Source organism: Winogradskyella sp., assembly GCF_003712105.1.
Taxonomy (GTDB): domain Bacteria; phylum Bacteroidota; class Bacteroidia; order Flavobacteriales; family Flavobacteriaceae; genus Winogradskyella.
This window is the reverse complement of the sequence record NZ_RHLG01000001.1, coordinates 70,030-93,697: the sequence shown is the minus strand read 5'-3', so window position 1 is coordinate 93,697 and position 23,668 is coordinate 70,030. Positions and strand designations below refer to the sequence as shown.

The 23,668-nt window shown below is 33.9% G+C and carries 17 protein-coding genes; 15 read left to right on the top strand and 2 right to left on the bottom strand.

What is annotated here, in order from left to right; genetic code table 11:
* The first annotated feature begins 4 nt into the window (after window positions 1-4).
* From ED556_RS00435 to ED556_RS00420, 4 genes are all read left to right on the top strand, one after another.
* Window positions 5-1,903, top strand: a complete 1,899-nt coding sequence (locus ED556_RS00435; RefSeq protein ID WP_296318562.1) for an alpha-amylase family glycosyl hydrolase — start codon at window positions 5-7, stop codon at window positions 1,901-1,903.
* 4 nt (window positions 1,904-1,907) lie between these two features.
* Complete coding sequence (locus ED556_RS00430; protein WP_296318561.1) at window positions 1,908-3,587, top strand: alpha-amylase family glycosyl hydrolase; 1,680 nt, start codon at window positions 1,908-1,910, stop codon at window positions 3,585-3,587.
* A gap of 2 nt (window positions 3,588-3,589) precedes the next feature.
* A complete protein-coding gene (locus ED556_RS00425; RefSeq protein ID WP_296318560.1) occupies window positions 3,590-5,713 on the top strand; it encodes a glycoside hydrolase family 97 protein in 2,124 nt (707 codons plus the stop codon).
* Between the two features lie 96 nt (window positions 5,714-5,809).
* The gene (locus ED556_RS00420) at window positions 5,810-8,188 is read left to right on the top strand and encodes a GAF domain-containing protein (protein WP_296318559.1); all 2,379 of its coding nucleotides are present in this window, start codon (window positions 5,810-5,812) and stop codon (window positions 8,186-8,188) included.
* Here ED556_RS00420 and ED556_RS00415 read toward each other — a convergent pair.
* Window positions 8,185-9,390: a Pycsar system effector family protein gene (locus tag ED556_RS00415; protein WP_296318558.1), complete on the bottom strand. Its 1,206-nt coding sequence runs from the start codon at window positions 9,388-9,390 to the stop codon at window positions 8,185-8,187. The two genes, ED556_RS00420 and ED556_RS00415, sit on opposite strands and share 4 nt — an antisense overlap.
* Before the next feature lie 324 nt (window positions 9,391-9,714).
* Here ED556_RS00415 and ED556_RS00410 point away from each other — a divergent pair, with 324 nt between their 5' ends.
* The 5 genes from ED556_RS00410 to ED556_RS00390 are packed head-to-tail and all read left to right on the top strand — an operon-like array spanning window position 9,715 to window position 17,088.
* Window positions 9,715-9,996 (top strand): DUF427 domain-containing protein, encoded by a 282-nt coding sequence (locus ED556_RS00410; RefSeq protein WP_296318557.1) that lies wholly within the window; start codon window positions 9,715-9,717, stop codon window positions 9,994-9,996.
* A 4-nt stretch (window positions 9,997-10,000) separates the two neighbouring features.
* Window positions 10,001-11,224, top strand: a complete 1,224-nt coding sequence (locus tag ED556_RS00405; protein WP_296318556.1) for a bifunctional alpha/beta hydrolase/OsmC family protein — start codon at window positions 10,001-10,003, stop codon at window positions 11,222-11,224.
* 2 nt (window positions 11,225-11,226) lie between these two features.
* A complete protein-coding gene (egtB, locus tag ED556_RS00400) occupies window positions 11,227-12,393 on the top strand; it encodes an ergothioneine biosynthesis protein EgtB (protein ID WP_296318555.1) in 1,167 nt (388 codons plus the stop codon).
* 1 nt (window position 12,394) lies between these two features.
* Window positions 12,395-13,333, top strand: coding sequence for an L-histidine N(alpha)-methyltransferase (locus ED556_RS00395; protein ID WP_296318554.1), 939 nt, complete (start codon window positions 12,395-12,397; stop codon window positions 13,331-13,333).
* 50 nt (window positions 13,334-13,383) lie between these two features.
* Window positions 13,384-17,088, top strand: coding sequence for a metallophosphoesterase (locus tag ED556_RS00390; protein ID WP_296318553.1), 3,705 nt, complete (start codon window positions 13,384-13,386; stop codon window positions 17,086-17,088).
* Here ED556_RS00390 and ED556_RS00385 read toward each other — a convergent pair.
* Window positions 17,085-17,936, bottom strand: coding sequence for a hypothetical protein (locus tag ED556_RS00385; RefSeq protein ID WP_296318552.1), 852 nt, complete (start codon window positions 17,934-17,936; stop codon window positions 17,085-17,087). The two genes, ED556_RS00390 and ED556_RS00385, sit on opposite strands and share 4 nt — an antisense overlap.
* A gap of 29 nt (window positions 17,937-17,965) precedes the next feature.
* On the opposite strand from ED556_RS00385, the gene ED556_RS00380 reads away from it, so the two are divergent.
* From ED556_RS00380 to ED556_RS00355, 6 genes are read left to right on the top strand one after another with little or no spacing between them, the layout of a single operon-like run.
* Window positions 17,966-19,174, top strand: a complete 1,209-nt coding sequence (locus ED556_RS00380) for an NAD(P)/FAD-dependent oxidoreductase (protein ID WP_296318551.1) — start codon at window positions 17,966-17,968, stop codon at window positions 19,172-19,174.
* 6 nt (window positions 19,175-19,180) lie between these two features.
* On the top strand, window positions 19,181-19,717 hold the full coding sequence (locus ED556_RS00375; RefSeq protein ID WP_296318550.1) for a DUF1697 domain-containing protein: 537 nt from the start codon (window positions 19,181-19,183) through the stop codon (window positions 19,715-19,717).
* Between the two features lie 46 nt (window positions 19,718-19,763).
* Window positions 19,764-20,843 carry a diphosphomevalonate decarboxylase gene (gene mvaD, locus ED556_RS00370; RefSeq protein ID WP_296318549.1) on the top strand — a complete coding sequence of 360 codons (1,080 nt, stop codon included), beginning with the start codon at window positions 19,764-19,766 and terminating at the stop codon, window positions 20,841-20,843.
* A 19-nt stretch (window positions 20,844-20,862) separates the two neighbouring features.
* On the top strand, window positions 20,863-21,792 hold the full coding sequence (locus ED556_RS00365; protein WP_296318548.1) for a mevalonate kinase: 930 nt from the start codon (window positions 20,863-20,865) through the stop codon (window positions 21,790-21,792).
* Between the two features lie 4 nt (window positions 21,793-21,796).
* Window positions 21,797-22,699 (top strand): geranylgeranylglycerol-phosphate geranylgeranyltransferase, encoded by a 903-nt coding sequence (locus tag ED556_RS00360; RefSeq protein ID WP_296318547.1) that lies wholly within the window; start codon window positions 21,797-21,799, stop codon window positions 22,697-22,699.
* Window positions 22,700-23,647 (top strand): carbon-nitrogen hydrolase family protein, encoded by a 948-nt coding sequence (locus tag ED556_RS00355; protein ID WP_296318546.1) that lies wholly within the window; start codon window positions 22,700-22,702, stop codon window positions 23,645-23,647. It begins immediately after the preceding gene.
* The last annotated feature ends 21 nt before the right edge of the window (window positions 23,648-23,668 follow it).

The following is a 23,668-nucleotide window of genomic DNA, read 5'->3' as shown; positions in this document are numbered from 1 at the left end:
AAAGATGAAGTATTACAAACTTGCCATATTAATAACTGCTTTTTTGAGTGTGCTTGGATGCAAGTCTGATGCCAAAAAGGAAGAAGCTATCGATAGTGTAAAAACAGAAGAAATTAAGTCAAAGATGAAGAAAAAGGAAGTTGTTTACCAGGTCTTTACCAGATTATTTGGAAATACAAATACAACTAATAAAGCTTGGGGAACACTTGAAGAAAATGGTGTAGGTAAGTTTAATGATTTTACAGATAAGGCTTTAAATGAAATTAAAGATTTAGGTGTTACACACATTTGGTATACAGGTGTACCACATCATGATGTCATAACAGATTATACAAAGTATGGCATTTCTAATGACGACCCAGATATTGTAAAAGGACGTGCAGGTTCGCCCTATGCAGTAAAGGATTACTACAATGTAAATCCAGATTTGGCAGAAAACGTAGAGAATCGTTTGCAAGAGTTCGAAGCCTTAATTGAAAGAACGCACAAAGCAGGACTAAAACTTATAATTGATATTGTTCCAAACCATGTGGCACGTAATTATCAAAGCTTAACGAACCCGGAAGGTACTTCAGATTTTGGTGCTGAAGATGATACAAGTGTAGCATATAATGTTAATAATAACTTTTATTACAATCCAGGTGAAGCGTTTACAGTACCTGCATGGCAAAACGATTACAAACCTCTAGGTGGTGAAAATCATCCTATGGCAGATAGTAAGTTTAAAGAAGTGCCAGCAAAATGGACCGGCAATGGTTCTCGTGCTTCACAACCAAATATGTACGATTGGTACGAAACGGTAAAAGTTAATTATGGAGTTAGTCCCGATGGTAAGAAAAATTTTGACGAGTTGCCAGAAGGTTATGACAACGAAAATTACAAGAAACACTTTGACTTTTGGAGTGATAAAACAATTCCAAGTTCTTGGGTAAAGTTCAAAGATATTGCTTTGTATTGGACATCTAAAGGTGTTGATGGCTTCCGATTTGATATGGCAGAAATGGTGCCTGTTGAATTTTGGAGTTATATGAATTCGCATATCAAAATGAAAAATCCAGATGCCTTTTTATTAGCAGAGGTATACCAACCTCACTTGTACCGCGATTACATTAAAAAAGGAAAAATGGATTATTTGTACGATAAGGTGCAGTTATACGATACGTTAAAGCATGTAATGCAAGGCCACGGTAAGACCGATAATATTCCTCCAATTTTAGATGATTTGAGCGATATCGAACACCACATGCTTCACTTCTTAGAAAACCACGATGAGCAGCGTATTGCGAGCCCAGATTTTGCAGGTAATGCATTAAAAGGAAAACCTGCAATGGTAGTTTCAGCAACATCAACTACTGCACCTACTATGGTATATTTTGGGCAGGAGTTTGGTGAACCAGGTGCTGAGGATTTAGGTTTTGGTGATCCAACACGCACATCAATTTTTGATTATGGTTCGGTGCCGAGTATGGTACGTTGGGTAAATGATAAGAATTTTGATGGCGGTCAATCTTCAAAAGAAGAATTAGAGCTTCGTGATTTTTATAAGAGATTACTCAATTTCACAATTAACAGTTCGGCCTTGATGGGCGATTATCAAGATATTCATTTATATAACCAACAAAATACTGAATGGTATAACGATAAAGTATTGAGTTTTGTGCGTTGGTCAGACGAAGAACAGTTGATCGTTATATCTAATTTCAATTCAGAAAACACCTATGGTTTCGAATTGCAATTGCCTGAAGATTTAGTTTCAAAATTAAAACTATCAAATGGCGAATACCAAGTCAAAGACCAGTTGTACGGCAAATACACGTCTGTGTTAAACGTTAGTAACGGCACAGCAAAAGTACGTGTTGATATTAAACCATTAGAGTCATTTATATTAAAAATAAAGAAGTAGTTCAATGAAAAAAATAGTTCCAGTTTTAGCCTTATTGATAGCCTTTAGTTGTAATAATTCTAAAAAAGAAGTAGAAGAGACAGAAAATAAAACTTCCATTCAAAGCGATGAAGTTATAAGTGAAGATGTATTCCCATGGGATGCTGCAAATATTTATTTTTTATTGACCGATAGATTTAACAATGCCGATTCTTCAAACGATCTAATGTATGGGAGAAAAGGTGATGCAGCAAAGTTGAGAGGTTATATGGGTGGCGACTTAAAAGGTGTTACTCAGAAAATTAATGAAGGCTATTTTACAGACTTAGGTATAAATGCTATTTGGATGACACCTATAGTTGAGAATATTCATGCAGGCACCGACGAAGGTACAGGTATGAGCTATGGTTTCCACGGATATTGGGCTAAAGATTGGACAGCAATTGATGCTAATTTAGGAACTAAGGAAGATTTACAAGAATTAGTTGATGCAGCGCATAGTAAAGGCATTAGAGTTGTTTTAGATGCGGTTATTAATCATACAGGTCCAGTTACAGATCAAGATCCAGTTTGGCCATCAGACTGGGTACGTACAGAACCTCAATGTCAATACACTAATTATGAGAATACGGTGACATGTACATTAGTTAAGAATTTACCAGATGTTAGAACAGATAGTAACGAAAATGTAGAATTACCACCACAATTAGTTGCAAAGTGGAAGGCAGAAGGTCGTTATGAGCAAGAAGTAAAGGAGTTAGATGCGTTTTTTGAACGTACAGGTCATCCACGTGCTCCGCGTTTTTATATCATGAAATGGCTAACAGACTATATTACAGAATTTGGTATTGATGGCTATAGAGCAGATACTGTAAAACATACAGAACCTTATGTATGGCAGGAGTTTAAAACAGAATGCGATTATGCTTTTGCACAATTCAAAAAGAATAATCCTGATAAAGCCATGGACAATACCGATTTTTATTTGGTAGGTGAAATTTACAATTATGGTATAAGCAGCGGCAAGCTATTCGATTTTGGCGATAAAAAGGTCAATTATTATGATGATAAATTTACTAGTCAGATAAATTTTGAATTTAAGTGGAATGCAAAGCAAATGCCTGCTAAAGAAGTATTTGAAAAATACAATGCAATGCTTCAAGGCGACTTAAAAGGCTTTGGTGTTCTTAATTACATGTCTTCTCATGATGATGGTCAACCATTTGATAAAGAACGAAAAATGCCTTATAAAACGGCAGACCTATTGTTTTTAACACCAGGAACATCACAGATTTATTATGGTGATGAAATAGCCAGAGAACTGGATGTTGAAGGTGCAACTGGTGATGCCAATTTACGTTCACCAATGGATTGGGAGAAAGCAAATACCAATACTGAGACGGCTAATATCTTATCTCACTGGCAAAAATTAGGAACGTTTAAGGCTAATCATCCAGCAGTTGGTGCAGGGCAACATAGCCTTATTTCTGAGGACGAAGGTTTAGTCTTTTCTAGAGTTAGAGGAAACGATAAAGTAATTGTCGGAATAGAACTTCCGGAAGGAGAAAAATCAATAGAAGTTTCATCAATTTTTGAGAATGGAAAAGTTTTAAAAGATGCGTATTCAGGTAAAGAAATTGAAGTTAAAGATGGTCTTGTAAATATAGATTCACCTTATAATATTGTTCTGTTAGAAAATAAGTAGTTATGAAGCTTAGGTTAGTTGCATTCGGAATTTTGTTTGGCCTCTTTTCTTGTAAGAGTAGCAATGATAATAAAGATAATTTATCGACTAGTTCTCCCGATGGTAAGTTGAATGTAGAATTAAATTTGAATGCATCTGGTGAACCATATTATACAGTAAAGTCAAATAATAAGACTATTATAGATACATCATATTTTGGGTTTGAGTTTACCAATGCAAAGCCAATTAAGGATAACTTAAAAGTAATACATGTAAAAACTGATAGCTATAGCGAAACTTGGGAAATGCCTTGGGGCGAACAACGTTTGGTTGAAAACAATTACAAATTTATTGAAGTAGATTTTGAAGAAACTGTAGCGCCGAATCGAAAGTTTTCAGTTGTTTTTAAAGTTTATAATGATGGTATAGGCTTTAGATATGAATTTCCTGAACAGGAAAACTGGGTAGAAGCTTTAATTAAAGATGAGCATACCCAATTTAATCTAACAGAAGATTATAAAACATTTTGGATTCCTGGTGATTGGGATATTTATGAACATTTATATAGCACAACTAAATTATCAGAAATTGATGCTCGGTCTTATATCCCTAAAACTAATCTAGCACAATCTTATATTCCTGAAAATGCTGTGAACACACCTGTTACAATGGTTGGCAAAGACGGAACACATCTCAGTTTTCATGAAGCAGCTTTAGTAGATTATTCTGGGATGACTTTAAAAGTAGATTCTTTAAATCTAAGCCTGAAAAGCAATCTAGTAGGTTCAGAAAATACAGAGTATAAAGTAAAACGAAGTTTGCCATTCAACACGCCTTGGCGTACTATTCAAATTACAGAGAACGCACCTGATTTAATTAACTCTAACCTCATAGTTAATCTAAACGAGCCAAATAAATTAGGTGACGTTTCTTGGTTTAAGCCAATGAAATATACTGGAGTTTGGTGGGAAATGCATCTTGGGAAATCTTCTTGGGATTATGGTATGGAAATGGTTGAAGGAAAATGGACGGATACCGGAAAAGCGCATGGCAAACATGGTGCAACCACTGAAAATGTAAAGAATTTCATTGATTTTTCTGCTAAAAATAATATTGGCGGAGTTTTGGTTGAAGGTTGGAATACAGGCTGGGAACGATGGATTGGTTTCGAAGACCGTGAAGGTGTTTTCGATTTTGTAACAACATACCCAGATTATGATTTAGATGAAGTTACTAGCTATGCTAAAGAAAAAGGTGTCGAAATTATTATGCATCATGAGACTTCTGCGGCAACCCAAACATACGAGAAACAGCAAGATACTGCTTATGCTTTAATGCAGAAGTATGGTATGCATGCAGTTAAGTCTGGCTATGTAGGCAAGATAATTCCTAAAGGAGAATACCATCATGGGCAGTATATGGTTAATCAGTATAACAATGCAGCAATAAAAGCAGCTGAATACGAAGTGGCAGTTAATGCTCATGAGCCAATAAAAGCAACAGGTTTACGACGCACTTATCCAAATATAATTTCTCGAGAAGGTTTACGAGGCCAAGAATTTAACGCATGGTCAGGCGATGGTGGAAATCCGCCAGAACATTTATCTATTGTGGCTTTTACTAGAATGTTGGCCGGACCAATTGATTTTACACCTGGGATTTTCAATATCAAGTTTGATGAATACCGAGAAGATAATCAGGTTAATACCACTATAGCACAACAATTAGCGCTTTATGTAGTGATATATGGACCAGTGCAGATGGCAGCTGATTTAGTAGAACATTATGAAGCAAATCCAGAGCCATTACAATTTATAAAAGATGTAGGAGTAGATTGGGAAGAATCTATAGTATTAAATGGTGAAATTGGTGATTTTGTGACTATTGCTAGGAAAGAGCGTGAAACGGGCAATTGGTTTATAGGTGGAATTACAGATGAAAATGCTAGAGATATTGAAGTTGATTTTAGCTTTTTAGAAGACAACCAAAATTACGAAGCCCGCATCTATAAAGACGGCAAAGATGCACATTGGGATAATAATCCATTGGACATAGATATTGCAAATTATGATGTAAATGTCACCTCAAAACTTAAAATACATCTTGCTCAAGGTGGAGGATTTGCTATAAGTCTGCACAAAAAATAATGTAAATTTTTGGTAACAAATTGCATGTAAGGTAGTCTATTAATAAACGACTAATATTAATTATTTGTAACTTTGTCATTCATAAAGGATTACGTTATGGACATCAATCAACATATAGAATCTCCTTTTGTAATGAAAGTCAGTTTCAATCAGCTGATTAATCAATACGAAAAACTCATAGACTCAGATAATGATTTCATTTCTGCAAATGCAAATCGTGTCTTAAAAATTGCTGAGGAAAACCCTATACTTAGAGATGGGTTTAGCGATATATCATATTTTAAAAAATACGAGAACGAAATTGAAGGTATTCTTCAAGATTCATTTAGTCCATTATTAACAAATAATGAGATTAAAGTAGCTACGATGCCTTTCCATAGTTTTGTTTTTAATGCTTCTGAACGTTTTAAATCAATTCTTAAAACTGCTGGTAAAGATTTTGAGCTTGAGATTAAAAACATGCCATTAGACCAGACATATATTATTGCCTGTACAATAATTATGAACTTTTGCTATGGTTTTAATCTAAATTTTAAAAGACCTTTCTTATACGAAATACCAGATGCTAATGGTATAATGCGTTATTACAAAATACTTTATAATGCAGATTTTGTTGAAATTCTTCCAAAAAGAAATGCACCTAAAATTACTGAAAAGGACTTTGAAGAGCTTTTAGATAATTTTGAAAATATTGATTTATGGAAAGAAAAATTCCCGCCAAACACATATGAGTTTAAAGGGTTTATCATTTCTAACATATTCGATGTTACTGATGACCAATCTATTTCTAATATAAAATCGTCTTTAATTGGAGAAGATAAGCGTAAAGATGAAGGCTTCATGGAAAACTTCCATGAAATTTTCAGATCACTTTTAGGCTTAAAGGATGTTAAGGTTGGTTTTTCTATATACAATGATGATGAAGATACTTTCGAGCGTGTATATGGTGTTGGAATAAACAGTTACTTATTAGATAACATTGAAACAAAGAATTGCTCAGACTCTTTATGTGATTGGTCTTATAATAGGCTGCTTAAAGAGAATAAGTATTTTTCAATTTCGGATGTAAATAAGTATTATAATAAATCTGGAAAAAATGCACCACATATTGAAATACTCCATAATCAAGGTATACAGAGCGCCATTTTTGCGCCAATAGCAAACGAAGAAGGATTAATGGGTATTTTAGAAATTGTTTCTGAAAAGCCAAGAGTATTAAATAGTATTAATGCAAATAAGCTTATTGATGTAATGCCTTACATCGTATCTGCGGTAGAAAGAAGCAAGAGCGAAGAAGAAAACCTTATTGAAGCTATTATCCAAAAAGAATGTACATCTATTCACTCGAGTGTACATTGGCGTTTTGAAAAAGAAGCAAGGCAATATATTAAAGACCAGTTTAATGGGCTTGAGCCTAACTTCCATGAGATAGTTTTTGAAAATGTCTATCCGCTTTACGGACAAATAGATATTAAAGGATCTTCTGAAGCTAGAAACTCTGCAACACAGAAAGATTTAACATTACAATTAAACGCAATTAAAGATATAGTATCAGAAGCAGCAAGATTAAATAATTTACCAATTTATGAGCAGTATATTTATCAGGCTACTGAGTTTTTAAACAGTTTAAATAATAACTTTCAAGTTGATAGTGAGCAAAGAATATCCTCTTTTATTAAGGATGATATCGAGCCTATATTAGAACATTTAAAAGATAATGATGAGTTAAAGGATCTTATAAACAATTACTTTGATTCTATTAATGATCAAACAGATTCGGTATATCATTTCAGAAAAAAATATGATGATACAATTACCATCATAAATAGAGAAATGGCCTATCTCATAGACCAAAAACAAACCGAAGCCCAGGCTATGTATCCGCATTACTTTGAGCGATACAAAACGGATGGTGTTGAGCATAACATGTACATAGGTGAATCTATTACCAAAGAGAATAGCTTTAACCCTATTTATTTATACAACTTAAGGCTTTGGCAGTTACAGATAATGTGTGAGATGGAGAACACATACTACCAGATGCAAACCGAGTCTAAGTTTCCTGTGCATTTAGACGTGGCTTCAATGATTTTAGTGTTCAATCAACCACTTTCTATTAGTTTTAGAATGGATGAGAAACAATTTGATGTTGATGGAACTTATAATGCACGATATGAAATTGTTAAAAAGCGAGTTGATAAAGCATTTATTAAAGGTACAACAGAACGGGTTACACAAAAAGGTAAAATATCTATAGTATATTCTCAACGTAGTGATGAGAGAGAATATTTACGATATATTAAATTCTTACAATCTAAGAACTACTTAGATAATGATGTAGAAATAGTTGAACTTCAGGATTTACAAGCTGTTACTGGCTTAAAAGCAATTAGAGTAAGTGTACTTTATCATAAAAGCGATAATGACAAAGCGTACTACACTTATGATGATTTAATGAAGGAAATTAGTTCTTAAAATGTCGTTCCAGTTTCGGCCATCATAAAAGAAATACCAAAAGCTAAAACACTAATTACTATACCAACCATAAATACACTGTAGGTTGTTCTAAGGAGGTTGTATTTTCTATTAAGAACCAATCCCAGGAAGTATAAGTCTTTAGTTAATGAGCCATAAAGGTAGGCTTTGTCTTGCATCATTTCGTCCATAGCCCATTCGAACTCGCCCAAACTCATTTGGTGGAAATTACCAAAGAATAATAGGTTAACTTTTTGATTTGCCACATCTTCTTTTGTGAATTTCCCTTTTGTAACGTTTGGTCTTGTAGCCATTACTGATAATACTATACAAATAACGGTGAATGTCAAAAATATCAGTGTTGGGTATATAAGGTATGAGTTTGATGGGTTGTCTAGCTTTGGTAATAAGTTAGATAATGCTACCGAAATAATAATAGCATTTACTGATAGTAAAATGTTTGCTTTGGTATCAGCAATATCACTAAGCGTAATATGATTTCTTAGTGCAACACGGAACATGGTCTCAATACCACGGTCTGGTAAATCTCTCTTTTCTTTCTTAAATTTCAGCTCAGCTTTTTTGTGCTTAAACTTCTCGCTGTCTTCTTTAGTCTTATTCTGGCTTTGTATAAGATTAGCTAAATTTTTACCTTTTCTATTGTCCCATTTGCTCGCAGCTTGTGCTGAATAAAAACTATGCTTAGTCAAGAATTTTACATTTTCATCTATCCATTCCGTTTTAGAAAATTTCTTGTTTAGAGTTAGCTCCCATTCTTTTCTTAATAGTGCTGCATAGCTATCATAGTTTTTACTCGATATATGTGCAGAATCAGCATCTCGTATTAAGCCTTCAAGTTCAGTTTTTGGCTGGCAAGTCATCTCAGTTGCCATTATTATTTTACTAATTGTAGCAATAGCGTCTTCAGAAACATTGTTAGACTTTAGAAACTCAGTAGCGATCTTTACACTTTCTTTTTCATGATTTTTTATAGTCTTGGTAAAACCAGTATCATGAAACCAAGCCGCAAGAATTAAGTGCTGTTTCTCTTCTTCAGAAATTGTACTTTCTTCAGTAAGCTCTTTTACTTTCTCAACTACTCTTTGAGTATGAGCCAAATTGTGATAAACAAAATTAGAATCTAAATTGTCATTTAAATACTGTGTTACAAAACGTTCAGCTTCTAAAACTACTGTTTCCATAGAAAAAAATTATTGACGAATTTAAGAATTATTTATGAGCAATAAATATTGGGTTCTTCTAACTTACAAGAGAATTCCTTTTTATGAAAGGATTCAAACTATATTTCGACGGAAATAAGTAACTTATGCTAACCAAAATAAAAATACTTTCCGTAACCCTTTTCATGCTTATTTTGGCATCTAACGTAATATATATTCAAGATGTTATGGTTAAAACTAAAAATAGCAGTCAAATAATTTATTGTGCTATAGACGATATGCTAAAAATTGTCTATAACGAAAAAAGCGAAAAGCGTATTTGGGGTGTTATTAAAAATTAAAAAAATGAAAGCAACTTGGAATAATACAATAATCGCAGAAAGCGATGATACAGTAGTGATAGAAGGCAATCACTATTTTCCTCACGATAGTATTAAATCAATCTATTTTAAACCTAGTAATACGCATACTGTTTGTCCGTGGAAAGGTACAGCATCTTATTACTCCATTGAGGTCGATGGTAAACAAAATAATGATGCTGCTTGGTTTTATCCTGAAGTTTCAGAACTTGCAAAAGGCATAAAAAATAGAGTGGCTTTTTGGAAAGGTGTAATTATTGAAGACTAGGTAAATGAAAAGCCAAAAACTTAAAATAGAAAACCGAAAAGGGCTACTCTTGAATGCGATACTTGAGTTGCCCGCAAATCAAAAACCAAATTACTACGCCATTTTTGCACATTGTTTTACGTGTAGCAGTAGTCTCAGTGCAGTTCGCCATATAAGTAGAGCCCTTACTAAAGAAGGCTTTGCGGTGTTGCGTTTCGATTTTACAGGTTTAGGTAAAAGCGAAGGCGATTTTGCAGATAGTCATTTTTCTGCAAATGTTGAAGACTTATTAGATGTACATAGTTATATGTCCGAAAATTTTGATATACCTACACTACTGGTTGGTCATTCTCTAGGTGGAGCAGCTGTTTTAGTTGCAGCTTCAAAATTAAAGGCAGTAAAAGCAGTTGCAACAATTGGAGCACCTGCTCATGTAGACCATGTAAAGCATCATTTCTCTCATGGTATCGAAGCTGTTAAAGAAAAAGGTGAAGTAGAAATTAATATTGGAGGTAGGCCATTTAAAATTAACAGAGATTTTGTTGAAGCTTTTGATAAAACTGATTTGCCTGAAGTTATTAAGCAACTGCGCAAACCATTGTTGGTAATGCATTCTCCTACAGATAGAATTGTAGGTATTGAAAATGCCAAAATTATATATAAGAATGCGATGCATCCCAAGAGTTTTGTGTCTCTAGATGATGCGGACCATTTATTAATAAATGAAAACGATAGCAGATATGTTGGTGACGTAATAGGGACATGGGCCAAGCGTTATTTTCCTAATATAGAAAATGAAATGTTGAGTACAGAAGGCGAGCAGTTAGTAGGTCATCTAAATATTATAGAGGATAATTTCACAACATCAATACAGACCAAAAATCATACACTTATTGCAGACGAGCCACTAAGTGTTGGTGGTAATGATTTTGGGCCATCACCTTATGAGTATCTCAATGCAGCATTAGCAGCGTGTACAGTTATGACGCTAAAAATGTATGCAGAACGTAAAAATTGGGATTTAAAAGAAGTCTTTGTTTATATCTCCCATTCTAGAATTCATAGTGACGATTTAAATATTGATGTAGATAGGCCAAAATATTTAGATCATATAAGTAAAAAATTAAAATTTGTTGGTAACTTAGATGACCAGCAAAAAGAAAGATTAAAAGAAATAGCATCGCGTTGTCCCGTGCACAAAACTATAGCTAGCGAAGTTATTTTCGATACTAAAGTAATACATACCTAACCTTGGAAGTACTAGTTGACAAACAACAGCATATAAAAGACAAATTTTTAGAAATAAGACAGCGAACAGAACGCATATGTAAGTCTCTTGAGAAAGATGATTTTTCTGTACAACCTATAGATTATGTGTCTCCGCCCAAATGGCATTTAGGGCATACAACATGGTTTTTTGAACAGTTTGTGTTATCTATTTATAAAGAAGATTACAAACTCTTTTGTGAGGATTTTGCGTATTGCTTTAATAGCTACTATAATAATGTTGGTGATAGAATCCTGAGAGTCAACAGAGGTAATATGACACGACCAACAATCGATGAGGTTTTTGAGTATAGAAGTTACATTAACAAACATCTTTCAGAATTTTTAGAGAATGATTTAGATGAAACCATTTGCCAAACTGTTGAGATAGGACTACAACATGAGCAACAGCATCAAGAACTCTTAGTGTATGACATAAAATATATTTATGGTAATCAGCCTGTTTTTCCAACTTTAGATTTAGATATTTCTTTGAAACCAAACACTAGTAATGGGTTTTTAGATATTACTGAAGGTGTGTATGATATTGGTTACAAAGGCAAAGACTTTTGTTTTGATAATGAATTGGGAGTGCATAAAGTTTACATTCAAGATTGTAAAATTTCTAAATCACTTGTAACTAATTTAGAGTATATTGAGTTTATCGAAGCTGGAGGATATCAAAATTTTAACTTATGGCATGCCGATGGTTGGGATTGGGTTAAGACTGATGAGATTACTTCACCATTATATTGGCATAAGGTCAATGGTAAATGGAAACACTATACACTAAATGGTCTTGTGGATGTAGATTTAGACCTGCCAGTTAATCATATAAGTTTTTACGAGGCTTGGGCCTATGCAGAATGGAAAGGTATGCGCTTACCAACAGAATTCGAATGGGAAGTTGCATCAAAACAACTTGATTATGGACAATTATGGGAATGGACGAATAGTGCATATTTGCCTTATCCTAACTATCAAAAGGAAGAAGGTGCTTTGGGCGAATATAACGGTAAATTTATGATTAATACTATGGTGATGCGAGGAGCTTCAATAGCTACACCAAAGCATCATGCCAGACCAACATATCGTAATTTCTTCACGCCAGATACGAGATGGCATTTCTCTGGAATTAGATTAGCGAAATAATATGAATGATAATTTCGCAAAAGACGTGCTCGTAGGCCTTACAGCAGAGTATAAGCATTTATCATCTAAGTACTTTTATGATGATAATGGCAGTAGAATTTTTCAGGAAATTATGAAAATGCCTGAGTATTACCTCACCGATGCTGAGTTCGAAATACTTTCCATGCAATCAAAACAAATCTTTGAAGCTTTAAAGTTTTCAAAGCCATTCAATATTATTGAGCTTGGTCCTGGAGACGGGTTTAAAACATATAAACTTTTAGAGTATTTAGTAAATCAGAAAGTAGATTTTAAGTATTTACCCATTGATATTTCTCAAGAGGCAATAGATATCCTATCCAATACGCTTAATCAGCGCTTACCAGAACTAAAAGTAGAACCAAGAGTTGGAGATTATTTTGAAGTGCTTTCAGATATTAAGGATAGTGATTCGCCTAGCTTGTTATTGTTTTTAGGTTCTAATATTGGGAATTATAAAACAGATCAGATAATAGAACTTCTTAAACTATTTAATGACAATATGAAGCTTGGTGACAAGCTGCTTATAGGCATTGACTTAAAGAAAAACCCAATTACGATACACAATGCATATTACGATAAACATGGTATTACCAAGCGTTTCAACCTTAATTTATTATTACGAATAAATCGAGAGCTTGATGCAGATTTTAAAATTGATGATTTCGATTTTTATTGCCACTACAACCCTGATAATGGCGAAGTGAAGAGCTATATAGTAAGTTTAAGACATCAGAAGGTACATATTAAAAAGCTCAATAAAATAATCGATTTTGAATATAATGAGCTCATATGGACGGAATTATCGAAGAAGTTCGATTTTGATGAGATTAATGATTTGGCCCAACGTTCAAATTTTAAAGTCAACACGAATTTTCTGGATTGCAAACATCTCTTTACTGACAGCCTCTGGGAGAAGTGATTAAAATTTTAAGTATCTTCGGGTACAATTAATCAACTAACTCTTATTAAATGAAGACACTTTGCAAGTTTAGTCTCGTTGCCCTATTCTTTCTTTTATTAAATGCTTGTGCTACCCTAGATTTGCAAGTAGATCAATCAAAAACTTCAAATTACCCTGCAAATAAAGAAATTATACACTCTTTTTATCTTATCGGCGATGCCGGAAATTCTGAAGCAGGTGAAACCGATCCAGCGATTCTAGAATTTGGTGAAGCTCTTAATAAAGCCACGAGTAATAGTACGGCAATATTTTTAGGAGATAATGTCTATCCTAAGGGTTACGACACAAGTTCTAATGAGAATGAAGAATCCTCTAAGCACAAACTTAAAGTGCAGACGGATGCTGCAAAAAACTTTAAGGGTAATACTGTTTTTATTCCTGGTAATCACGATTGGTATAGTCAATTAAAAGGTCTTAAAAAACAAGAAAAAGAAGTAGAAGACGCTTTAGGAAAAGATACATTTCTGCCAGAAAATGGATGCCCAATAGAAAGAGTAAAGATATCCGACGATGTTGTATTGATAATCATAGATTCTCAATGGTATATAACCGATTGGGATAAGCATCCAACCATTAATGACGATTGTGAGATTAAGACAAGAGCTGGGTTTTTGAATGAACTAGGAAGTGAGATTAAAAAAGCTAGAGGTAAAACAACATTAATAGCACTACATCATCCAATTTATAACAATGGAGCTCATAATGGACAGTTTTCATTTGGTAGTCATATGAAGCCTTTACCAGTAATTGGAACTTTAAAAAATGTAGCCCGAAAAGCTGGAGGTGTTATAGATGTTGATGCTCAAAATGTAATGTATACCGAACTTAAGAAAAGAGTAATTGCTTTAGCAAGACAAAATGATAAAACGATTTTTGTTTCTGGGCACGAGCATAGCCTTCAATATTTGGTTAACAAAGGCTTGCCGCAGATTATAAGTGGGTCAGGCTCAAAAACGACTGCTGCAAGATTAATAGGCGATGGTCAATTTGCTTATGGTGCAAATGGATATGCCAGATTAGATGTCTTTAAGGATGGTTCTTCATTTGTTCGTTTTTATGAAGTTGGAAACTCAGAGCCTGTGTTTCAGACACAAGTTTTAAAACCAAATGAAGATGATTTGGATGAAAACTACCCAGGAGATTTCCCTAATGAAAAGGTAGCATCAATTTATTCTAAAGAAGAAATTGAAAAATCAGGATTCCATAAGTTTTTATGGGGTGATAGATACCGTGAGCAATTCGGAAAAGAGGTAAAAGCACCTACCGTAAATTTGGACACCTTGTTTGGTGGTCTAGTGCCAGTTAGAAAAGGTGGTGGTAATCAATCTAAATCGTTAAGATTAGAGGATAAAAAAGGACGACAATATGTGATGCGTGCATTGCGGAAACAAGCGTCGCAATATCTTCAAGCTATAATATTTAAGGATAAGTATATAGGCGATAAACTTGACGATAGTTTTGCATCAGAGTTATTACTCGACGTATTTACAGGGGCACATCCTTATGCACCATTCGTTGTAGGTGATTTGGCAGATGCAATAGGTGTATATCATACCAATCCAGTATTATATTATGTACCAAAACAAAACGCCTTAGGAAATTTTAATGCTGACTTTGGAGATGAATTATATATGATTGAAGAGCATACCTCTGAAGGTCATGACGACAAGGCAAGTTTTGGCTTTCAAAATGAGCTTTTGAGTACCGCAGATATGATGAAAAAGATTCATAAAGATGAAGATTTAGTTATTGATGAAGCGGCCTATATAAAAGCGCGTTTGTTTGATATGTTAATTGGTGATTGGGATAGACACGAAGACCAATGGCGTTGGATAGAGTTTAAAGAAAATGGTAAAAAAGTATACAGACCTATGCCAAGAGATCGTGATCAAGCGTTCTCTAAAATGAGTGATGGATTTTTACTTACCACCGCCACCAAACTAGTGCCTACAGCTGGTTTACTTAGAGCATATAGTGAAGATTTAGTTAAGGTGAAACAAATAAATGTTGAACCGTATCCTTTAGATATGGAGTTAATACAAGACTCAGGAAAAGATGTTTGGGACGAGCAAGTAGCACTTATCCAAAAAAATATAACTGATGAGGTTATTGAGAACGCATTTTTAAATATGCCAGAGGAAATTAGAGATGCTGATGTTGAGGAAATTAAAAGACTACTTCGTGCAAGACGAGGAAACCTTCAGAAAATATCAGACCGCTATTTTGATGTAGTCAACAGGTTTGCCGTAATTAAAGGAACAAATAAAGACGATTGGTTTGATATTGAGCGTATGCCAAATGGTGAAACTAAAGTCACCGCATATAGAATAAAAGACGGTAAAAAGACTGATATATTTCATGAAAGAACATTTAATAGAAATCGTACAAAAGAAATTTGGATTTATGGCTTAGATGATGACGATGTATTTAATGTTTTTGGTGAAGGCGATAACCTAATAAAGATTAGATTAATTGGTGGTCAGAATAATGATACTTATGATATTAAAAATGGTAAAAAACTTAAGTTTTATGATTACAAATCGAAGAAAAATACCATTGTTACTAATAAAGGAAAAAAGAAGCTGACTGACGATTATGAGACCAATGTCTATAACTATAAGAAGCTGAAAAATAATATAACTCAAACAGTTCCTGCTATTGGTTTTAATCCAGATGATGGGTTCAAAATAGGATTCTCTAGCACACATACTAATTATGCCTTTGAGAGAAATCCATTTTCATCTCAGCATACAATAGCAGCAGGATACTTTTTTGCAACAAGCGGTTTTGATTTAGCATACAGTGGTGAGTTTGCGAATATTGTAGGACAAGGAAATTTGAAAATAGATGCAAGGTTTACAAGTCCAAATTTTGCACGTAACTTCTTTGGTTTCGGTAACAGCACACCAAACCCAGAACCTGATAATGATAATATAGATTTAGATTTCCATCGTGTAAAAATAAGAACACTTAGTGTAGCACCATCTCTAGTTTGGAAAAGCCAATATGGGTCATCTTTTCAAATAGGTGCAAGCTACGAGTCCAATGAAGTAGAGCGTACTGCTGGACGCTTTATAGAAAGTATCGCGGCTAATGACCCTGTTTTTGATAAACAAGACTTCTTTGGGGCACATGCTAAATTTTTATATGATGTAAAAGACAACTCTGTTTTCCCAACTTTAGGAATGTTATTTTCAGTTGAAGCAGGTTATAAAAATAATGTTAGTACATCAAGAGGATTTGGTTATATAATTCCAGAATTAGGATTTGATTATAAAATAACGCATCAAGGTACAGTCGTATTTGCAACTAAATTACGAAGCCAGATTAACCTTGGAGACGATTTTGAGTTCTATCAGGCTGCTACTCTTGGTGATTCAGAAGGTTTAAGAGGGTTCCGAAGAGAGCGTTTTTCTGGTAAGCAATCCTTTTCTCAGAGCACAGATATTAGAGTTAACTTAAGACGTCAGTCTTCGAGCTTCTTGCCATTTAATTGGGGATTCTATGGTGGATTTGATTATGGGCGCGTGTGGATTGATGATAGCCGTACAATGCCGACGTTATTAAATCCAAACCCTAATGCCGATACTTGGAACACCTCTGTAGGTGGCGGAATATTTATAAGCGCTTATAGCTTAGTTACTGCTAATGTATCTGCCTTTTCCAGTGATGATGGTTTACGAGTAGCATTTAGGCTAGGATTCGGCTTTTAATCTATTTTAAATTCATATAGATTACCACCATCAACACCTAGATATTCATCGGCAATGTAGAGTGTGCTATCATTTTTAAAAGCAACACTTTCTTTCTGAGATTTATAGTCAAAAACGTAGCGTTTTAGATCAGATTTAAAAAAGGCACTAGACTTAAGATTAGAGAAAACGAACACAGAATTTTCAGTCAGAAGCGCAAGCTTATTGCCTTTAGCATTAATGTCAGCTGAGGTTACCCAACATTCAGAATCATCACAGGTATTGAAGGTGTCAATGTATTCAGCTTTGTATGTTCCTTTTGTTACAGGAAGCTTGTAGAGTTTTGTTTTACCTGGTTTTTTAGGTTGTCGACTTTTTGTAAAGAGATATAGTGAATCGTTGAAATAGAAAAAAGCCTCACAATCAAAATGGCGTTTACTTTTCTTCGGTGGAAATTTTTTCTGCTCAGGATACTTAAATTTTATAACCTCAGGAGTTATAAATGTTTTATCAGCAACGATAGAGTCGATACTTATTTTTAATATCGAAAGTTCTTTGCTATCATTACTGTTATTGCCAAAATTACCAATATACACATTACCTCTTGGGTCAGTAGTAAGGTCTTCCCAATCTCTATTTTTAGCTTTTATTTTTATCGATTTTATAATATTACCATTACTATCTAAGCCATAAAGAATTGGTTTGTTACCACTATCATTAACCATCCAAAACACACTATTTTCAGCATCGGTCTCAACACCAGATACTTCATTTAATATAATAGGTAAATCGATTATAGTTGTTAGATTTCCAGTATCACAATTGGTTACAAGTAGTGCTAGGATTATTAGTCTTTTGGCTTTTAACATTGTAATTTTAGGCTTTTAAAGAAATACAATTGCATAAACGTAAAGATATTATAATTATTGGCGGTGGTGCTGCCGGATTTTTTGCCGCAATTAATATTGCAGAAAGGAATCCAAATCTTTCTGTTGCCATATTAGAAAAAGGTAAACAAGGCCTACAAAAAGTAAAAATATCTGGAGGTGGACGCTGTAATGTTACCCATGCCGAATTTATTCCATCTGAGTTAATCGAAAATTATCCAAGAGGTAAAAAAGAGCTACTTGGTCCGTTTCACACCTTTATGACTGGAGATACAATAGCATGGTTTGAAGAACGTGGAGTAGAATTAAAAATTGAAGACGATGGTAGAATGTTTCCTGTCACAGATTCTTCTCAAACTATAATAGATTGTTTTTTAAGCGAAGCTAAAAAGTATAATGTTTTGGTCTTGTATGGACATTTAGTAAAAACTATTAAAAATGAAGAGCAGAAGTTTTTAGTTGAAACTTCTCAGGCTGATTTTGAATGCGATAAACTCCTCGTAGCAACAGGAAGTAATCCTAAAATTTGGAAGTTATTAGAAGGCTTAGGCCATGCAATTGTAAAACCTGTACCATCATTATTTACCTTCGATATTAAGGATAAACGTATTGCAGATATTCCTGGAGTTGTGGCAAAGCATGCAAGGGTAAAAGTTATCGGAACGGATTTAGAGTCCGATGGGCCATTACTCATTACTCATGTTGGTATGAGTGCGCCAGCGATTTTAAAACTATCTGCTTTTGGAGCTATAGAATTAGCAGAACGTAATTACAACTTTAAGATTGAGGTTAATTTTATCCAGCAAGATTTTGAATCTGGCTTAGATGCTCTTAGGGCTTCCAAGTTAGAGTTGGCCAAGAAGCAAGTAGTAAATTCTGCACTTTTCGATTTACCTAAGCGTCTTTGGAACCAACTGGTTTTGGCATCTAATATTAAAGAGAAAGAACGTTTTGCAGATATAAATAAAATGCAGCTTGAAGATTTGGCGAGTCAATTAACCAGGGCACAATTTCATGTAACGGGCAAAAGTACTTTTAAAGAAGAATTTGTTACCGCTGGAGGAGTTGACCTTAAAGAAATTAACTTTAAAACTTTTGAAAGTAAACTCGTTCCAAACCTTTATTTTGCTGGCGAAGTTATAAATGTTGATGCGGTTACAGGTGGTTTTAATTTTCAAAATGCTTGGACAGGAGCGTACATCGTGTCACGATCTATTTAAAAACTTATGGGAACATACATTGCACTTTTAAGAGGAATTAATGTTGGAGGACATAAAAAAGTCCCAATGGCTGAACTTAGAGAATTACTTACCAAATCTGGATTAGAAAATGTAACAACATATATTCAAACCGGAAATGTGGTATTTCAGTCTACAAAAAAAGATGCTAAGGCATTAGAGAACAAGATTAAAAAGGCAATACTTGATTATTTTGGGTTTGAAGTTGCAGTAATGATAAGAACACGATCACATCTAGAATCTAATTTTAATTCATGCCCTTTTTCAGAAGAAATAAAGAAAGACAGTTATTTTGCGATGTTATCAGATATTCCTGATGCTGATTTAGTCGCGGAAGCTTCAAAAAAAGTCTATGAAAATGAAGAATATAAAATCATAGATGATTGCCTTTATCTGTATTGTGCTAATGGATATGGTAAGGCAAAATTTAGTCTTAATTATTTCGAACGAAATTTAAAAGTAAACGCAACATCGCGCAATTATAAAACAATGGAGAAGTTATTAGCTATGTCTTCAGAAAACTAAAACAGACCATTGTTTTTCATTATTTTTGCAACAGAAATTAATGAGTATGACAGTACAAGATTTTATTCTTGAATCCTATAATTCAGATCTCGAAAAAGGATCGGTTAAATGGTCTTCTCCAAGTAATATAGCACTAATAAAATATTGGGGTAAAAAAGAAAATCAAATTCCTGCTAACCCTTCAATAAGTTTTACATTGAGTAATTGCAAAACGATAACCGAGATGTCTTTTTCTAAAAAAGAAGGCAAAGAATTTAGTTTTGATGTATACTTTGAAGGCGAAAAAAACGAAGCTTTCAGACCTAAAATCCAAACCTTCTTTGAGCGAATTGAATCTTATGTTCCATTCATAAGAGATTATCATTTTAAGATTGAAACCTCTAATACATTTCCTCATAGTTCTGGTATAGCTTCTTCAGCATCAGGTATGAGCGCTTTGGCGTTGTGTTTGATGAGTATTGAACGGTCTCTGAGTGGTGCCGAAGAGAGTGAATCGTATTTTAACAGAAAAGCATCTTTTTTAGCACGTTTAGGCTCAGGAAGTGCATGTAGAAGTATTGAAGGAGAACTTGTGGTTTGGGGAAAAAATGAAAGTGTATCCAAAAGTTCAGATTTATTTGGCGTTAAGTTTGAAGATACAGTTCATCCAAATTTTCACGAATACCAAGACGCTATTTTACTTGTAGATAAAGGCGAAAAACAAGTAAGTAGTACAGTTGGTCATAAGCTCATGTTAGGACATCCTTTTTCTGAAAATCGTTTTAAGCAGGCACATGATAATCTTTCTGAAATGAAAGAGGTTCTTAAAAATGGTGACCTCAAACGATTTGTAGAAATTGTGGAGAGTGAAGCCTTGACCTTACATGCTATGATGATGACAAGTATGCCTTATTTTATTTTAATGAAGCCAAATACGCTTGAAATTATTAATAGAATTTGGTCGTATAGGCAACAAAACAATTCTAATATTTGTTTCACTTTAGATGCTGGAGCCAATGTTCATGTGCTGTTTCCAAAGGCGGAACAAGAAAAAGTTTATGATTTCATTAATAGTGAGTTAGTTGCATTTTGTCAAAACGGTCACTATATTTGTGATATAGTAGGAAAAGGTGCCATAAAGCTCTAATTCTCCCAATCAATAGGCTATGAAAGGACCATTATTTTATTCTAAAATTCTTCTATTCGGAGAATATGGAATCATTAAAGACTCTAAAGGGTTATCCATTCCGTATAATTTTTACAATGGCGCATTAAAGTTAGATGATAATTCTTCCGAAGAAGCAATTAACTCTAATCAGAGTTTAAGACAATTTGCTAATTATCTTAAAGATCTAGATAGTGACCTTGTGAAATTTGATTTCGATAAACTTCAAAACGATGTAGAAGCTGGTATGTATTTCGATTCATCAATACCTCAAGGATATGGTGTTGGAAGTAGTGGCGCGTTAGTGGCTGCAATTTATGATAAGTATGTGTCGGAAAAGATTACTGTTTTAGAAAACTTAACTAGAGAGAAACTCTTAAAGTTAAAAGCTATTTTCTCTGCTATGGAATCTTTTTTCCATGGTAAATCTTCTGGTCTTGACCCATTAAATAGTTATCTCAGTTTGCCAATTCTTATAAACTCTCAAGATAATATTGAAGCCACTGGAATTCCATCTCAAAAGAGTGAAGGTACAGGCGCAGTATTTTTATTAGACAGTGGAATTGTTGGTGAAACTGCTCCCATGGTAAGTATCTTTATGGAAAACATGAAAAATGAAGGTTTCCGTAATATGCTTAAAGAGCAGTTTATAAAACATACAGATGCATGTGTTGAAGATTTCTTAAAAGGCGATATTAAATCACTATTTCGAAATACAAAACAATTGTCCAAAGTTGTTCTGAATCATTTTAAACCAATGATTCCGAAGCAATTTCATGAGCTTTGGAAAAAAGGTCTTGAAACAAATGATTACTACTTAAAGCTATGTGGTTCTGGTGGTGGCGGATACATATTAGGTTTTACCGAAAATATTGATAAAGCAAAAGCAGCTTTAAAAGGACAAAAGCTAGAAGTAGTTTATAACTTCTAAGTTCATGTTCTCCAGAACACAAAAACACTTTCTTCTTAAGATTTTTAGTCTTTTTTCTGTCGTTAGAGGTTATAATATCCTAGTGGTTATTATTGCTCAGTATCTAGCATCTATCTATATTTTTGCTCCATATTTGCATGTTAAAGACGTGCTTCTAGATGTAAGTTTGTTGATGTTAGTTTTAGCATCTTCAGCAACTATAGCTTCAGGTTACATCATTAATAATTTTTATGATTCTGAAAAGGATTTAATTAATAGACCTAGAAAAACAATGCTCGACCGCTTGGTGAGTCAGAACACAAAATTGTCTATTTATTTTGTGCTTAATTTTTTGGCAATAATATGTGCTAGTTATGTGTCATTTAGAGCAGTACTGTTTTTTTCAATATATATTTTTGCCATTTGGTTTTACTCACATAAGCTCAAAAAACTTCCTATTACTGGCAATTTAGTTTCGGCCATACTAACGGTAACTCCTTTTTTTGCAATCTTCATTTATTATAGAAATTTTGAATTGGTCGTATTTATGCATGCCTTGTATCTTTTTATGCTTGTTTCTATGCGTGAACTAACTAAGGATTTAGAGAATTTAAAAGGAGATTTAGCACTTAACTACAGAACGATACCAGTGGTTTATGGCGAAAAAACAGCAAAATATTTGTTAATCGGAGCCGTAATAATTACGTGTATATCTGCCTTTTTATTAATATTCTATTTTAGAATTGGGCATATGTATTATTTCTTTTATGCTAGTGTAATGTTATTACTAGTATTTCTACTTATACTCTGGAAGTCAAATAAAAAAACACATTATCTATTATTGCATAACATTCTAAAGCTCATTATTGTTGCAGGCGTGTTTTCAATAGTTTTAATAGATAGTTCTATATTATTAAATAGATTATAAATGGACACAAGTTTAAAAATAGCAATGGCTCAAATTGCACCAGTATGGCTAGATAAAAAAGCGACACTAATAAAGATTGAAAATGCAATAGTTGAAGCCTCTAATGAAGATGTTGAACTCATTGTCTTTGGTGAAGCCTTATTACCAGGATATCCATTTTGGTTAGCCTTAGCTGGTGGAGCAGAGTGGAATACCGATAGCAATAAAGCCATTCATGCGCATTATGTGTCTAATTCAATTTGTATAGAAAAAGGGGAATTAGATAGTGTCTGTGAACTTGCCAAAGCACACAAAATGGCAGTGTATTTGGGTATTATGGAACGTCCTTTAGATCGTGGTGGCCATAGCATATATGCATCTTTGGTTTACATCAACGAAAATGGAGAAATACAGTCTGTACACAGAAAACTTCAACCTACATACGATGAACGATTAACATGGGCTCCAGGAGATGGAAATGGATTGCAAGTACATCCACTAAAAGCGTTTACCGTTGGTGGCCTTAATTGTTGGGAAAACTGGATGCCTTTGCCTAGAGCTGCACTTTATGGTTTAGGAGAAAATCTACATATTGCTGTTTGGCCAGGAAGTGATCATAACACAAAAGATATTACTCGATTTATTGCTAGAGAATCTCGTTCGTTTGTAGTTTCGGTATCTAGTTTAATGTCTAAGACTGATTTTCCTGACGACACACCATTTTTTGATAAGATTTTAAAAGATGCTCCAGATACTTTAGCAAATGGTGGTAGTTGTATTGCTGGACCAGATGGCGAATGGATTGTTGCTCCTGTATTACACAAAGAAGGTTTAATCATTCAATCTATCGATTTTAAACGCGTTTTTGAAGAACGTCAAAATTTTGACCCAGTTGGTCATTATTCAAGACCAGATGTTACCAAGCTTGTTGTTAATAGAGATCGACAATCTACCATAGAAATAAAGTAGTACATGTAAAGTATTCTCTTA

Coding starts and splice junctions, on each gene's coding strand:
- ED556_RS00385 (WP_296318552.1), bottom strand. CDS start 17,936: ATGTTAAAAGCCAAAAGACTAATAATCCTAGCACTACTTGTAACCAAT.
- ED556_RS00420 (WP_296318559.1), top strand. CDS start 5,810: ATGGACATCAATCAACATATAGAATCTCCTTTTGTAATGAAAGTCAGT.
- ED556_RS00360 (WP_296318547.1), top strand. CDS start 21,797: ATGTTCTCCAGAACACAAAAACACTTTCTTCTTAAGATTTTTAGTCTT.
- mvaD (WP_296318549.1), top strand. CDS start 19,764: ATGACAGTACAAGATTTTATTCTTGAATCCTATAATTCAGATCTCGAA.
- ED556_RS00355 (WP_296318546.1), top strand. CDS start 22,700: ATGGACACAAGTTTAAAAATAGCAATGGCTCAAATTGCACCAGTATGG.
- ED556_RS00410 (WP_296318557.1), top strand. CDS start 9,715: ATGAAAGCAACTTGGAATAATACAATAATCGCAGAAAGCGATGATACA.
- ED556_RS00415 (WP_296318558.1), bottom strand. CDS start 9,390: ATGGAAACAGTAGTTTTAGAAGCTGAACGTTTTGTAACACAGTATTTA.
- ED556_RS00365 (WP_296318548.1), top strand. CDS start 20,863: ATGAAAGGACCATTATTTTATTCTAAAATTCTTCTATTCGGAGAATAT.
- ED556_RS00430 (WP_296318561.1), top strand. CDS start 1,908: ATGAAAAAAATAGTTCCAGTTTTAGCCTTATTGATAGCCTTTAGTTGT.
- ED556_RS00435 (WP_296318562.1), top strand. CDS start 5: ATGAAGTATTACAAACTTGCCATATTAATAACTGCTTTTTTGAGTGTG.
- ED556_RS00375 (WP_296318550.1), top strand. CDS start 19,181: ATGGGAACATACATTGCACTTTTAAGAGGAATTAATGTTGGAGGACAT.
- ED556_RS00425 (WP_296318560.1), top strand. CDS start 3,590: ATGAAGCTTAGGTTAGTTGCATTCGGAATTTTGTTTGGCCTCTTTTCT.
- ED556_RS00390 (WP_296318553.1), top strand. CDS start 13,384: ATGAAGACACTTTGCAAGTTTAGTCTCGTTGCCCTATTCTTTCTTTTA.
- ED556_RS00395 (WP_296318554.1), top strand. CDS start 12,395: ATGAATGATAATTTCGCAAAAGACGTGCTCGTAGGCCTTACAGCAGAG.
- ED556_RS00405 (WP_296318556.1), top strand. CDS start 10,001: ATGAAAAGCCAAAAACTTAAAATAGAAAACCGAAAAGGGCTACTCTTG.